Annotated in this window: 14 protein-coding genes; 1 reads left to right on the top strand and 13 read right to left on the bottom strand. The window is 51.2% G+C overall.

Features of this window, described 5'->3' with window-relative positions:
• Positions 1 to 44 precede the first annotated feature (44 nt).
• On the top strand, positions 45 to 1,859 hold the full coding sequence (locus HH301_RS01560) for a sensor histidine kinase (RefSeq protein WP_169566322.1): 1,815 nt from the start codon (positions 45 to 47) through the stop codon (positions 1,857 to 1,859).
• 76 nt (positions 1,860 to 1,935) lie between these two features.
• On the opposite strand, the gene HH301_RS01565 is transcribed toward HH301_RS01560, so the two are convergent.
• From HH301_RS01565 to HH301_RS01625, 13 genes are all read right to left on the bottom strand, one after another.
• Positions 1,936 to 2,334, bottom strand: coding sequence for a RidA family protein (locus HH301_RS01565; RefSeq protein WP_169566323.1), 399 nt, complete (start codon positions 2,332 to 2,334; stop codon positions 1,936 to 1,938).
• The gene (locus HH301_RS01570) at positions 2,331 to 2,750 is read right to left on the bottom strand and encodes an acyl-CoA thioesterase (RefSeq protein WP_169566324.1); all 420 of its coding nucleotides are present in this window, start codon (positions 2,748 to 2,750) and stop codon (positions 2,331 to 2,333) included. The genes HH301_RS01565 and HH301_RS01570 overlap by 4 nt, the downstream gene beginning before the upstream one ends.
• Positions 2,751 to 2,752: 2 nt before the next feature.
• Entirely contained in the window at positions 2,753 to 3,442 is a 690-nt protein-coding gene (locus HH301_RS01575) for an ABC transporter ATP-binding protein (protein ID WP_169566325.1), read from the bottom strand.
• Positions 3,439 to 4,197 carry an ABC transporter ATP-binding protein gene (locus HH301_RS01580; protein WP_240969429.1) on the bottom strand — a complete coding sequence of 253 codons (759 nt, stop codon included), beginning with the start codon at positions 4,195 to 4,197 and terminating at the stop codon, positions 3,439 to 3,441. The genes HH301_RS01575 and HH301_RS01580 overlap by 4 nt, the downstream gene beginning before the upstream one ends.
• Positions 4,190 to 5,179 carry a branched-chain amino acid ABC transporter permease gene (locus HH301_RS01585; RefSeq protein ID WP_169566326.1) on the bottom strand — a complete coding sequence of 330 codons (990 nt, stop codon included), beginning with the start codon at positions 5,177 to 5,179 and terminating at the stop codon, positions 4,190 to 4,192. The genes HH301_RS01580 and HH301_RS01585 overlap by 8 nt, the downstream gene beginning before the upstream one ends.
• Positions 5,172 to 6,092, bottom strand: a complete 921-nt coding sequence (locus HH301_RS01590) for a branched-chain amino acid ABC transporter permease (RefSeq protein WP_169566327.1) — start codon at positions 6,090 to 6,092, stop codon at positions 5,172 to 5,174. Before HH301_RS01590 ends, HH301_RS01585 begins: the two co-directional genes overlap by 8 nt.
• Positions 6,093 to 6,163: 71 nt before the next feature.
• Positions 6,164 to 7,264 (bottom strand): ABC transporter substrate-binding protein, encoded by a 1,101-nt coding sequence (locus HH301_RS01595; RefSeq protein ID WP_169569456.1) that lies wholly within the window; start codon positions 7,262 to 7,264, stop codon positions 6,164 to 6,166.
• Between the two features lie 145 nt (positions 7,265 to 7,409).
• Positions 7,410 to 9,032, bottom strand: coding sequence for an AMP-binding protein (locus tag HH301_RS01600; RefSeq protein WP_169566328.1), 1,623 nt, complete (start codon positions 9,030 to 9,032; stop codon positions 7,410 to 7,412).
• 38 nt (positions 9,033 to 9,070) lie between these two features.
• Positions 9,071 to 10,219 (bottom strand): acyl-CoA dehydrogenase family protein, encoded by a 1,149-nt coding sequence (locus tag HH301_RS01605; RefSeq protein WP_169566329.1) that lies wholly within the window; start codon positions 10,217 to 10,219, stop codon positions 9,071 to 9,073.
• A 2-nt stretch (positions 10,220 to 10,221) separates the two neighbouring features.
• Entirely contained in the window at positions 10,222 to 11,034 is an 813-nt protein-coding gene (locus HH301_RS01610; protein WP_169566330.1) for an enoyl-CoA hydratase family protein, read from the bottom strand.
• Entirely contained in the window at positions 11,027 to 11,530 is a 504-nt protein-coding gene (locus tag HH301_RS01615; protein WP_169566331.1) for a MarR family winged helix-turn-helix transcriptional regulator, read from the bottom strand. Before HH301_RS01615 ends, HH301_RS01610 begins: the two co-directional genes overlap by 8 nt.
• On the bottom strand, positions 11,527 to 12,288 hold the full coding sequence (locus HH301_RS01620) for an SDR family NAD(P)-dependent oxidoreductase (protein ID WP_169566332.1): 762 nt from the start codon (positions 12,286 to 12,288) through the stop codon (positions 11,527 to 11,529). Before HH301_RS01620 ends, HH301_RS01615 begins: the two co-directional genes overlap by 4 nt.
• A gap of 2 nt (positions 12,289 to 12,290) precedes the next feature.
• The gene (locus tag HH301_RS01625; protein WP_169566333.1) at positions 12,291 to 14,585 is read right to left on the bottom strand and encodes a bifunctional salicylyl-CoA 5-hydroxylase/oxidoreductase; all 2,295 of its coding nucleotides are present in this window, start codon (positions 14,583 to 14,585) and stop codon (positions 12,291 to 12,293) included.
• Positions 14,586 to 14,606 lie beyond the last annotated feature (21 nt).

Here is a 14,606-nt window from a genome sequence, read left to right on the forward strand (position 1 = left end):
CCGTCAAGCATCCCAAATTCAATGAACCCTGAGTGGTGAACGTAATGCTTGTCTCCCGCGCAAAATCTTTTGCTACAATACTGATAACCTTATTGGTTTGCCTAGGGTTGTGGTTCAGCTGGATCAAGTCGAGTGAACAGGACACTTATAGAGTTAGAAAAAGTCAGGCCATCCAGAAACTTTCCGAACTTAATCTATCACTGACTGATTGGTTTCGAACAAGCGGGATTTATCTGAAGGTTGCGGCGGAAACCTCCCTAATTCAGAATTATCAGGTGGATCCAGACGCAACCGTTACTTATCTAAAACTAATCGGTCGAAAATTAAGTGAAATTACACAGCTGCGAATTCTCAGCACCGAAGGATTTGAAGTAATACGCATCCAGAGAAAAAGTGGAAAACTGACGACGATTAACCAACGTCAATTGCAGGACAAGTCCAACCGATATTACTTCGTGAAAAGCAAAACACTCCTGCCAAATGAAATTTACATCTCTCCAATCGACCTTAATGAAGAGTTTGGAAAGGTTGAGGAGCCGTGGACGAAAACAGTCCGACTATCCACGCCCATCTACTCCCAACAGGATAGACTGCTAGGCTATCTTATTTTCAACTTTGATATCGGCAAAGTGCTGACAAAATTTGAAAATCGGACTGATCCACATGTCGAAACTGAGCTAATTGATTCAAACGGCTTCTGGGTCGCTGGAAAGGATAGAAACAAACTTTTCGGGGCGCAGATCAATCCAGACCAGAATTTAGCAAAAATGCAGCCTGGTCTATGGACAAAAATCAACGAAAGGCTCAATGGAAGTTTTTTAGAAGACAAGACCCACTACACATCGCATTCCCTAGGCTTAGCAACCATTTTGGACGATCAGGCTTTCGCAACACAAACAGATCAAACCGGGCCTTACATACTTTTGGCGTCTTTCCAAAAACCAACCTTTTGGACAACAATTAATACAATATCAATCGCGCTTCTCGTGCTGCTTATGTTTTTCGGGGCGTTGATGTCCTATCTGCTCCACTGGGCAATCAGGAACCGCCTGCAGGAACAAATGGCCAAAAGGAAAATTGAAAGACAGTATCTTGCTCAAGATCGAATGGCGTCACTTGGCCGACTGGTCGCAGGTGTTTCCCATGAGCTCAAGCAACCTCTTGGAAACGTCTATTCAGCCAACTCCGTAACACGGGACCTTATCAAGGATTTAAGGGATATAGCTATCAGCTCAGAACAAGATCAGCAATCATTAGAGCACCTTCAACAAGCTTTGTCTTCCAGCACCAAGATCATCGAAAATAATATCCAGCGAGCCAGATCCTTGCTGGACAACTTTCAACAGACCGCAAACCATCAGAGCAACATCAAACGGCAAAAATTCAATTTGGGGCAATCCCTGAAGAATATCACTTCCTCTTTCGGCCCTATTTTGGACCGTGAGAACATCGATTTGATACAGGATTATTCTGGCAATCTCACAATGGATAGCTATCCCGCCGCCATCAGCCAGGCGGTAATTAATCTTATTGAGAATGCCAGAAAACATGCTTTTGCAGAGGGACAATCTGGACGGATATTGATTAAAGCCAATCCAGATCCGGAAAAGCCGTTGTCTCATATTCAGCTAAAAATCAAAGACGACGGAATGGGGATCCCAACAGAAAAACAATCTATGGTTTTTGAGCCCTTTTTCACAACCCAGGTAATTGGAAGAAATTCCGGACTAGGGCTCAGTATTGTTCAGAACATGGTCAATAATATTCTTGAAGGAACAATCGAACTCAAAAGTGAACCTGGAAGAGGAACGACTTTCCAAATTACCCTTCCAAGATATGTGGAGAAAACAAATGCGTGACTTAATCAGAAAAAACGCTCTTAAACACCGAAGCGCCCCCATTCAGTCATCATTTGACGCACTCTCCCTTCAGAATTCAGGGGATAATGGCAGTTGCCTCAATCTCAATTAAGGCTTCATCCTCCATCAGGGCTACAACCTGAACAACGGCCATGGCCGGAAAATGACGTCCCATGACACGGCGATAAGCCTCACCGCATTCCCTCTGCCGTGCCAGATATTCTTTTTTATCCGTGATATACCAGGTCAGCCGGGCAATATGCTCTGCCTTGCCACCTGCAGCCTCGACGACGCTGAGAATATTCTTGAGTGTCTGCTCAAACTGGCCGATAAAATCCTGTGTTTCGAACACCTGATCTGCATTCCAGCCAATTTGCCCCCCTACATAAACGGTTCTTCCGCCACTGGCCGCCATTCCATTCGCGTAGCCCTTGGCTGCTTTCCAGCCTTCTGGATGAATAGTCTCTAAAGTCATGGGGTTTCTTTCACTCTTTTTTCAATGGCCGCGCGAATATCATCGGGCCAGCGTTTAGGACTGATATCAGAAATACTGACACACACAACAGTCAGTTCGGAGGTAAAGCGGATCTCATCGTCACACCGGCAGGTCACTTGCAACTTCAAACTACTTCCGCCAAGTTTGATCACTTCCAGCTCCAGGATCAAAAGATCACCGAGCCGGCTTGGAGCTTTAAAATCTGTCTCGATATGAACGGTTGGAACCGCCAGATCCCGGTTCATATGAATATCCGCGTAAGACGCGTTCAAATCCTCTTCAAACCAGGTTTCAACCGTGGAATTGACCATTTCAAAATAGCGCGGATAAAAAACGATCCCGGCCGGGTCACAATGCTGAAACTGGACTTTTCGGGTCAGGGAAAAATGGATCATCACTAAACTCCCAGATACCGATCTTCCAGATCACTGGTAAGCTGATCCGGTTTTCCTGACCAGACCGTGACACCCTTTTCCAGGATGAAGCAGTTATCGGCAATGGGCAGCAATTCGGACAGGGTCTTATCAACAATCAAAATGGATTGACCCGTTGATTTCAGGTTTCGAACCGCTTGCCAGATCTCCTGGCGGATCACCGGGGCAAGTCCTTCGGTCGCTTCATCCAGCATCAACAGATCCGGGTTGGTCATCAGCGCCCGCCCGATAGCCAGCATCTGCTGCTCCCCGCCGGACAGGGTGTTGGCATACTGGTCTCTTCTCTCTTTAAGCCGAGGGAAAAACTCATAGACTTTCTCAAGGCTCCATTGACCTGGGCGCGCTGCGGCAATCAGGTTTTCATAGACCGTGAGGTTCGGAAAACACCGTCGGCCTTCCGGTACCAACCCCACACCCAGCCGGGCAATTTTAAAGGATGGCAAGCCGGTTAGGTCCTTGCCCTTAAAAGTCACCTTCCCGTTCGCGTAAGCTTCCAGCCCACAGATCGAGGCAATGGTCGTTGTTTTTCCCATGCCATTGCGGCCCATCAGGGCAACAACTTCACCTTCGCCAACTTTCAGATCCACCCCAAACAGCGCCTGGGAGGGGCCATAAAATGTCTCAAGACCTGTTACCGTTAGAAGATCGGTCATACTTCTTCTCCCAGATAGGCTTCGCGAACGATCGGATTATTCCGGATCTCATCGACCGTACCTGTTGCAACCACACTTCCGTACACCAGCACAGAAATCCGGTCGGCCAGCGCAAACACCGCATCCATATCATGCTCCACGAGCAGGATCGGCGCCTCATCCTTCAGATCCGCCAGAAAGCCGGTTAACTGTTTGGAGCCTTCAGGTCCCATTCCCGCCATCGGCTCGTCCAACAGGAAAGCCTTGGGTTTCAGGGCGAGTGCAATGGCAATTTCAAGCTTCCGCCGCTCACCATGGGATAGTTCCGCAGCCGGAACGTCCTTTCGATCTTTCAGGTCCACCCGCTCCAGCATGGCTTCCGCTGCACTGATCAACGCCTGATCTTTCATGACAGGTTTAAAGAATTTGAAGCTGCTGCCCGCCTTGGATTGCACGGCCAGCATCACGTTCCGAAGGGCAGAAAACTCCAGCGCGAGGGAAGATACCTGGAATGTCCGACCAAGCCCAGCCTGAGCCCGATCCGCAACACCAAGCCCCTTCAAATTTTTACCTTCAAATTTGATACTGCCGGAATCCGGTTCAATCTCCCCGCAAATCTGCTTGATCAAGGTTGATTTTCCCGCCCCGTTTGGACCGATTAAGGCATGGATCTCGCCTTTTCGCAGATCCAGAGTAACGTCATCGGTTGCCTTGAGCGCACCGAAGGTTTTGTTCAGTCCTTCAATCTGCAGGACAGTTTCTGACAACTCAGTCATGGCTTTGTTTCCCTGCAATAAATCCGATCAGGCCACCCCGGGCGAATAATACGACAGCCAACAGAACGAGCCCTAGGAAGAACATCCAGTGCTCTGTAAGCCCGCCAAAGATAAATTCGAAAATGATAAAAAGAGCCGCTCCGGCAACCGGTCCAAACAACCGCCCAACGCCCCCGAGGATCACAAAAATCATAATCTCACCAGATGTATGCCACGACAGCATATTGGGGCTTACAAAGCGGTTCAGGTCCGCAAAAAGGGCACCGGCAAAACCGGTGATCATGGCGGAAATCACAAATGCGGTTAGACGAATGTTAAATGCCTTGATACCGACCGCAGCCAATCGATCCTCGTTTTGTCTGGCGGCCTGTAGAGCCGCACCAAAACGACTGTTTTTCAGGATGGCTACTAAACTAAGCCCAACAATCAATGCGCCGAAACAGATCAGGAAAAACTGAATGGGATCAAGTGTATTAAGCCCGGGAAACTCGCTTCGCACATAAATGGAAAGTCCATCCTCACCTCCATATGCCGGCCACGAAATACTGAAATAATAAAGCATTTGGGCAAAAGCGAGGGTGATCATGATGAAATAGACACCGCTGGTCCGCAGAGAGAAATAGCCAATAACCAAAGCCACCAGTCCACTCGCCAGAATGGCGACCGGCCAGAGGATTAGCATCTGGGTCGTGCCATTCAATTCAAACGGCGATGTCATCAGTGGCTCATAATTCAATGCATGGCTCGCAAGGATACCCAGTGCATAACCACCTATTCCAAAGAAGGCCGCATGTCCGAAGGAGACAAGCCCCCCAAGACCCAGCGCTAGATTTAGTCCAACACCGGCCAATGCCAAAATGGCAACCCGCGTCGTCAGCGTGACATAGAACGGCTCATCCATCTGAATGGCGATAAAGGGAATAACCAACAGCCCCAGCAACAGAACCCCGTTCAGGGCATTTTCAACATTTAACTTAACCATTTGCAGGGAACAGTCCTTTGGGTTTCACCACCAGAATTATGGCCATCAGGATATAGATCAGCATGGAGGCCAGCGCGGATCCGACAGCCGTCGCATCCGAATTAGTCATGAAAAGTTTAAAGGTAAGTGGCAGCAGGAACCGGCCAAGAGTATCTACAACGCCCACCAGTATGGCGCCAACCAGCGCCCCCTTAATAGAGCCGATACCACCGATCACAATGACCACAAAGGCAAGGATCAAGACAGGCTCACCCATGCCGACCTGCACCGATTGCAACGCGCCAACCAGTGCACCTGCAAATCCAGCCAATGCCGCCCCAAGGGCGAAAACAACGGTGTAGAGAAGACGAATATCAATTCCAAGCGCGGCAATCATATCCCGATCGGACTCGCCTGCCCGGATCCGGATTCCGAGCCGCGTTTTGGTAATCAGCAGATAAAGCCCAATTGCCACGGCAAATCCCACAACTATCAAGCCAAAGCGATACAGCGGATACTGCAGTCCACCTGGCAAGGTGATCGGACCTGAGAGAATTTCGGGTACATTCAGGAACAGCGGAAATGATCCAAAAACATACCGCGTGCCTTCGGAAAAAATCAGAATAAGCGCAAAGGTCGCCAACACCTGATCCAGATGATCTCGCTTATACAATCTTCGGATCACCGCAATCTCAACTATTGCACCGGCTGCCGCTGCCGCGATGAGACTTGCCGCAAGGCCTAGCCAAAAAGAGCCAGTCCAGGTAGCAATAGTCGCGCAAGCAAAGGCACCAACCATGTAGAGTGCACCATGGGCCAGGTTAATCAGCCCCATCACCCCAAAAACCAGGGTCAGCCCAGCCGCCATCAGGAACAGCATCACTCCGAACTGCAAACCGTTCAGAAGCTGCTCAATGAGAAGTGTTGACGTCATTGAATTAAAGTCTTTCGGAAGTTCGAAACCTGCTGCGGATACATCCCGTCAGCAGGCTCCGAGAGCACATATTACAGTTTACAATCTTTAGCGTAGGCATCCTGGTGGTTTTCCAGTGCCACACCGACGATCTTGTTGGTGTAAATGTCACCTTCCTTGATCACTTCCCGGACATAAATTGTCTGGATTGGATGCTGGTTGTTGCCAAATTTAAAGGCACCACGTGGTGACTGGATGTTGGCTTCTTTCAAAGCCGCACGGAACGCTTCCTTATCATTAACATCCGCTTTCGCCATAGCTGACAGGATCAGGTTCGCAGCGTCAAAGCCCTGAACGGCATACAAAGATGGCAGACGGCCATATTCATCCTGGAAACCCTTGACGAACGCTTTGTTTGCATCGTTATCCAGGTCTTTTGACCAATGAGAGGAGTTTTTCACGCCAACCGCATTTGGACCAACAGCTTTCAGGATACCCTGATCGAAGGAGAAAGCAGGACCCATCACCGGAATATCAACACCGGACTGAGCAAACTGCTTCATGAAGGCAATGCCCATACCACCTGGCAAGAAGATGAAGACGCTATCAGCACCAGAAGCCCGGATCTGGGCAATTTCAGCTGCATAGTCTTTCTGGCCCAGTTTCGTATAAACTTCTTCTGCCACTGTACCTTCGAAGAAGCGTTTGAAACCAGTCAGACTGTCTTTACCCGCTGGATAGTTAGGCGCCATGATAAAGGTTTTTTCAAACCCAGCCATTGTTGCATAAGCACCCATCGCTTCATGCAGGTTATCGTTCTGATACGCTGCGTTAAAGTAGTTGGCATCGCAGCCTTTACCAGCAAGTGCGGATGGACCCGCATTTGGAGAAATATAGAATTTACCCTGCTTTACAGTGCTTGGGATAACTGCCATCGCCAGGTTGGACCAGATGATACCAGTCAGGATATCAACCTTTTCGCTCTGAATCATTTTATCAGCGATTTGAACCGCAAGGGCTGGTTTACGGGCGTCATCCTCGATAACCACTTCCAGATCCTTGTTACCTGCCTGTTTAACAGCCAGCATAAACCCGTCCCGGACATCAATACCCAGCCCGGAACCACCGCCGGTCAGGGTTGTAATCATGCCGACTTTAACAGGCTCCGCCATCGCGGTGCCTGCCAGGCACATTCCCAGGCCTACAAGACCTGCTTTCAAAAAACTCGTTTTTTTCAATTTAACTCTCCCATGTTTTAAGAGCGGACTGCGTCAGGTCTCCCAACCCAACGGACATTGCGTTCACAGCAACTTCTCTGTTACTCCCCTTACCCTATCCTCACGCCAGTCCTTCACGTAAGCGAAATCTCTGTATTTTACCCGTCTGTGTCTTGGGCAATTGCGATACAAATTTGACAGACCGTGGATATTTGTAGGGAGCAAGAGTTGCCTTGACGTGATCCTGCAAGATTTTCACAGTCTCTTCAACAGCTTCGTATCCCTCGACCAGAACCACATGGGCCTGAACAATCTGTCCGCGCTCCTCATCCGGAACCCCAATAACCGCACATTCCATCACTGCCGTATGGGCAAGCAGAGCTGCCTCCACCTCCGGTCCGGCAATGTTATACCCAGATGAAATAATCATATCGTCAGAGCGGGCGGCGAAATGAAAATACCCATCCTCATCCTGATAAAAAGAATCTCCGGTCAGGTTCCAACCATCCCGGACGTATTTTTTCTGCCGCTCATCAGCCAGATACCGGCACCCTGTTGGACCTTTAACCGCAAGATACCCAACCTCTCCGCGGGGGACCTCGGTCATATTTTCATCCACAATTTTCGCCTGATACCCGGTAACGGGTTTACCTGTACAAGCTGGCATGGAATCGCCAAACCGGTTTGAAATGAAAATATGCAGCATTTCAGTCGCACCAATTCCATCCAGCATAGGCTTACCAGTTTTCTCCAGCCATTCTTCATAAACAGGGCCCGGCAAGGTTTCACCCGCTGATACCGCTGCCCGCAAAGATGACAAATCCGCCCCTTCATCCATCGCCCGGAGCATCACCCGATAGGCTGTTGGCGCCGTGAAGCAGATCGTTGCCTTGTAATCCTCGATGATTTTGATCATCTCTGGTGGGGATGCACTTTCCAGCAAGGTTGCCGCCGCCCCGAAACGCAGTGGGAAAATTGCCAAACCGCCCAAACCGAAGGTAAAGGCGAGCGGTGGGGATCCCACAAAAACATCCTCAGGGGTTACGCCCAGAACCTCGGCAGCATACCCATCTGCAATCGCCAGCAAGTCCCGGTGAAAATGCATGGTTGCTTTTGGCTCACCCGTCGTGCCGGATGTGAAGCCCAGCAGCGCCACGTCATCACGACCTGTTTTAACAGCCTCAAACTTCACGGGCTTATTCAAGGCGATCCGGTCCAGCTCCGCATCAAAATTGGCAGTCCCGTCAAAGCCGATTACGGCCTCCAGAAACTTGCTGTCTTTCGCAGCAGAGACCAGTTCATCCATCAGGCGGGTATCACAAAGCGCCATGGAAATCTCGGCTTTATCGATAATCTGGCCAAGCTCTCCTGCTCTCAGTAGCGGCATGGTATTCACAACAACCGCGCCCGCCTTGGTGGCTGCCAGCCAGCAGGCAACCATCGCCGGATTATTGGCAGACCGGATCATCACACGGTTTCCAGGCTTCAAGCCGTAATCATCAACCAGCGCATTGGCCAGTCGGTTAGACCAGTCAGCTAGCTCCTTATAGGTCCGGCGGCGACCATTCCCGATCAGGGCTGTATGGTCCCCAAATCCCTTTTCCACCATGCCATCGGTCAGCTCGACCCCGGCATTCAGGTAGTCAGGATAGTCAAACCCGTCCAAGCGGAACTCCGGCCACTGATCTTCAGGCGGCAGGTTATCGCGCGTAAAACTGTCCTCGTGCGCAGTTGGTCCCAGCATTTTTAACTCCACTCCTGTTAGTTGGCAGACCCATCAGCTTATCCTCCTGATAGTGTTTGCCGGGCAATGACGACTTTTTGCACGTCTGATGCCCCTTCATAAATGCGAAGCGCCCGTATCTCCCGGTAGAGCCCCTCGACAATTGATCCTTTTCTCACGCCATCTCCGCCATGCAGCTGGACAGCTTTATCAATGACTTCCTGCGCCTTATCGGTCGCATAAAGTTTCGCCATGGCAGCTTCCCGGGTCACCCGGGCTGCGCCCATATCTTTCGTCCAGGCCGCCCGGTAAACCAATAAGGCCGCCGCATCCACATCCAGCGCCATCTCGGCCACGTGCCCCTGCACCATCTGCAGATCAAATAGCGGCGCACCAAACAAAGACCTGTCCTGAACCCGTTTCACAGTTTCTTCAAGCGCCCGCCGGGCAAAGCCAAGCGCCGCCCCGCCCACTGTTGAGCGGAACACATCAAGCACCGACATGGAGAGCTTGAAACCTTCACCAGCCTTGCCGATCAGGGCGGATTTTGGAATTCTCACATTATCGAATTTCAACGTTGCCAACGGATGAGGTGCAATAACCTCCAGACGTTCCTTGATAGAGAAACCGTCCAGATCCGCAGGCACCACGAAGGCTGAAATCCCCTTGGCGCCGGGTGCCTCGCCCGTACGGGCAAAAACGCAGTAAAGATCTGCAATCCCGCCATTGGAAATCCAGGTTTTCTCACCGTTCAGGACGTAGTGATCCCCATCCAGCGTCGCCGTCATATCCATATTGGCAACGTCTGATCCGGATTTGGGCTCTGACAAAGCAAAGGCTGAAAGCGCTTTACCTGCCCGTGTTTTATGCAACCATTCCTGCTGCTCAGGCGTTCCAAAGAAACTGATTGCACCAGTGCCAAGTCCTTGCATGGCAAAGGCAAAATCAGCCAGACCATCATGGCGGGCCAATGTCTCCCGAATAAGACAGAGAGACCTGACATCCAACGGCGCCGGCTTGTCCGGATCAATTGCAGAATAGGTCAGGAACCCAGCTTCCCCAAGATCGGCGACAAGTTTCTTGCAGGCCTCATCCACGTTAGAATGATCAACCGGCAGGTTTTTTCCACACCAGCTTTCAAGATTATCTGAAAGCTCGCGGTGCTTATCTTCAAAGAAAGGCCAGCTGAGGAAGCTCTTATCTGCCATGATCAGTCTCCCTTGAACTCTGGTTTTTCTTTAGCGACAAACGCATGGTAAGCGCGATGGAAATCCTGGGTCTGCATGCAGATCGCCTGCGCCTGGGCTTCCGCCTCAATGGCTTGATCAAGCCCCATGGACCATTCGTGATTGAGCTGCGTCTTGGTAATGGAATGGGCAAAGTTTGGACCCGCGGCGATGCGCGCGGCCATCTCCATCGCGGTTGATTGCAGCTCATCAGCGGCGACAAGACGGCTATAGTAACCCCACCGCTCGCCTTCTTCAGCGCTCATCACCCGGCCCGTGTATAACAAATCCGCTGCCCGGCCCTGCCCAATAATTCTCGGAAGCATGGCACACGCGCCCATATCACAACCGGCAAGCCCAACGCGGGTAAAGAGAAACGCGGTTTTGGCTTCTGGTGTAGCGATCCGCATGTCGGAAGCCATGGTGATGATCGCACCAGCCCCCACGGCAACGCCATCAACGGCTGAAATTATAGGCTTACCACATCCGAGCATGGCCTTGACCAGATCCCCGGTCATCCGCGTGAAGGACAAAAGCCCCTTCATATCCATTTTGGTCAGCGGTCCAATAATGTCATGCACATCCCCGCCGGAGCAGAAATTCCCGCCATTTGGCAGGAAAACAACTGCATCCACATCATCCGCATAATGCAGATCGCGGAACGTATCGCGAAGCTCGGCATAGCTTTCAAACGTCAGGGGATTTTTTCGATCCGGATTATCCAGCTGGATAACAGCCGTTGTCCCCTCCATCTGCCAGCGAAAATGCGTTGGCTTAAGATCTGCCATTTTAGTCATTTGATCCTCCATCCGGACGGTTCTTGTCTGCCGTCTTTGATATATCCAGTAAACGACCGATCAGGTCCGCATCTTCTGCGCTCACCCCGGCCAATAATTCGTTGATCCATTCCTGATGGACGGCAGCCATATGAGCAAACTCACTCCGACCCTTTTCGGACAGGCGTACCCGCATGGCCCGGCGATCGCCCGGGATCGGTTCGCGCACCACCATCTTCTCAGACACCAGCCGCTCAATAATGCCTGTGACATTGCCATTGGACACCATCAGCGCGGTCGAAAGCTCACTCATTTTCAGGCCACTTTCCTGTCGGTAAAGGGCTGACATCACATCAAATCTTGGCAAGGTGGATTTGAACTGGGTCCGAAACCGTTCGCGAAGCTCACCCTCAATTTGGCGGGAGATTTTCAAAATTCGAAGCCATAGCCGAAGTCGATGCTTTTCCGGGCTATTGCGATCACCCTGTTCTAGGAAGTCTTCATGCAACTCAATCATACTTCCCCTCCTGAAATGGAAATGGCTTGCCCGGTGACGCTGGCCGCCCCCTTGCCGGCAAGCCAAAGAACCGCATCCGCCACTTCTTCTGGCTGCACAAAACGGCCCATGGGGTTGCTGCTGACCAACGCGGCGCGCGCCTCTTCCCGGCTCAAACCCGTTTTCGCCTGAATGTTTTCAATGGACCGCTCCAACATCGGGGTCTCTACAAAACCGGGACAAATCGCATTTACGGTAACACCGCTTTTGGCAAGCTCCAGCGACAGGGCCTTGGTCAATCCAACAACCCCATGCTTGCTCGCACAATAATGACTGACATATGCATAGCCCTTTAAACCCGCTGTTGATGCAATGGAAATCAGACGACCACTTTTCACCGCCTCCATTCCCGGCAGGCAGGCTTTGAACGTATTAAAGACACCGGTCAGATTAATATCGATGGAGGATTGCCAATCTGCCGCATCCATCTTGGAAAAGGGTATACTATCTGCGGCACCCGCATTGGCAACGGCAATGGTAACAGGCCCATATGTTTCGGCTGCTTTTTCGACCATCGCCTTCATACCGGAAAGGTCTGTCACATCCGCAGTCAGGCATTGGATATTGACGTTATCTGCCGCTACCCGCTCTAACGGTTCAAGCCGACGACCACAAATGGTAACCTTGGTACCGGCCTCCGCCAGCATCAGGGCAGTTGTCTGCCCAACGCCGCTACCGCCGCCTGTTACCAATGCATGTTGTCCGCTCAGTTTGCTCATGATTAGACTTTCAATCCCATCATATCACCCCGCTCCATCAAACGGCGCATCTGGTCAGCACCAGCCTCATAAGGCTTAGGCCATGCTGTTTGACCATCCTGCAATGCTGTTGCAGCATGCAATGTCCAGTATGGGTTACTCAGATGTGGTCGCGCCAGGCAAACCAGATCCGCGCGACCCGCCAGCAGGATGGAGTTTACATGATCCGGCTCATAGATATTTCCAACTGCCATAGTGGGTATACCGGTTTCATTTCGGATGCGGTCTGAAAATGGAGTTTGGAACATACGGCCATAAACTGGCTTGGCTTCAGTTGTAGTCTGACCCGCCGAAACGTCGCAGATATCAACGCCTGCGGCCTTCAGCATCCTGGCGATCTCAACCGCATCTTCAGGCGTAATACCGCTTTCCCCAACCCAGTCATTAGCCGAGATTCGAACAGAAATCGGCTTATCGTCGGGCCAAACTGCGCGCACCGCTGCAAATACCTCTAACGGATAGCGCATCCGATTTTCCAGCGACCCGCCATATTCATCGGTACGGTTATTGGTTACCGGTGTGATAAAGGACGACAGCAGATATCCGTGGGCGGCATGGATTTCAATCATATCAAATCCAGCAGCTTCCGCCTTCTTCGCCGCTTCAACAAACTGGTCCCGCACCAGGTCCATGTCCTCTCGGGTCATGGGTTTGGGTGCCTGATTTTCCGGGCTCCACGGAATGTCGGAGGCTGACATCAGCGGCCAGTTCCCCTCCAGAAGTGGCTGATCCATACCTTCCCAACCAACACGGGTTGACCCCTTGCGGCCAGAATGACCAAGCTGTGCACAGACTTTCGTCTCTGTCTCTGCATGAACAAAATCTGTGATGCGTTTCCAGGCGTCCACATGGGCATCGTCATAAAGTCCAGGACAGCCAGGTGTAATCCGACCTTCACTGGAAACACACGTCATCTCAACATACAGCAATCCCGCACCGCCCTTGGCCCGCTCGCCATAATGCACCAGATGCCAATCAGTTGGGCAGCCATCAACCGCCTTATACTGTGCCATGGGGGAGACAACGATCCGGTTCTTCAGCTCCATACCCCGGATCTTATAGGGGGCAAACATAGGGGCCCGCTCTGAGGATGCCTCATCCGCACCTGCCTGCTGCTGGAACCATTTCTCAGCGCTAGCCAACCAGTTTGGATCCCGAAGCCGCAGGTTTTCATGGGAAATTCGCTGAGATCGGGTCAGCAGGGAATAATTAAACTGCACCGGATCCAGATCCAGATACCGCTCCACTTCCTCAAACCATTCCAGCGAGTTCCGTGCTGCGGATTGCAGTTTAAGCACTTCGAGGCGCCGCTCATCCTCATATTTTTCAAAAGCGGCTTCAAGGCTCACTTCACTTTGTACATAATCGGCAAGGGCGATCGCACTTTCCATGGCAAGTTTGCTGCCAGAACCGATGGAAAAATGGGCACTTGCGGCCGCATCCCCCATCAGAACCAGGTTCTGATGAGACCATCTCTCACACAGAACACGGGGGAAATTAATCCAGGCGGAACCCCGGATATGATTGGCGTTGGTCATCAGCTTGTGACCATCCAGATAGTCTTTAAAGATCTCTTCGCAGGTCGCAATGGTCTCCTGCTGGCTCATCTCACCAAAGCCGTAATTCTCAAATGTCTCTTCGGAGCATTCAACGATAAAGGTCGCCGTATCATCATCAAACTGATAGGCGTGAACCCAGATCCAACCCTTCTCGGTTTTCTCGAAAATAAAGGTGAAGGCATCATTAAATTTCTGATGGGTACCCAACCAGACGAACTTACATTTGCGGACATCAATATCCGGCTTAAACTCAGCCTCAAACCGGGTCCGAGCTTTGGAATTCAATCCATCGGACGCTACAACGAGATCATATTCCGCCATCAAGGCATCAATGTCATCGACTTCGGTTTCGAACGTCAGATTGACACCAAGCTCCCTCGCCCGGTCCTGCAAAATCAATAGGAGCTGCTTACGGCCAATACCGCAAAAACCATGGCCGGTAGAGAGGGTCCGAACCCCCTTATGATAAACAGCAATGTCATCCCAGTACGCGAAATGCTTACGGATAATCTCGGCACTGACGGGATCGTTGGCCTTCAGATTATCCAGCGTTTCATCGGACAGAACAACGCCCCAGCCGAACGTATCATCAGGCCGGTTCCGCTCAATCACCGTCACTTCATGCGACGGATCTTTAAGCTTCATGCTAATGGCGAAATACAGACCAGACGGTCCACCCCCAAGGCATGCGATCTTCATGGCGATCCCTTTATATTTTAA

The sequence above is a fragment of the Sneathiella limimaris genome, assembly GCF_012932565.1.
Taxonomy (GTDB): domain Bacteria; phylum Pseudomonadota; class Alphaproteobacteria; order Sneathiellales; family Sneathiellaceae; genus Sneathiella; species Sneathiella limimaris.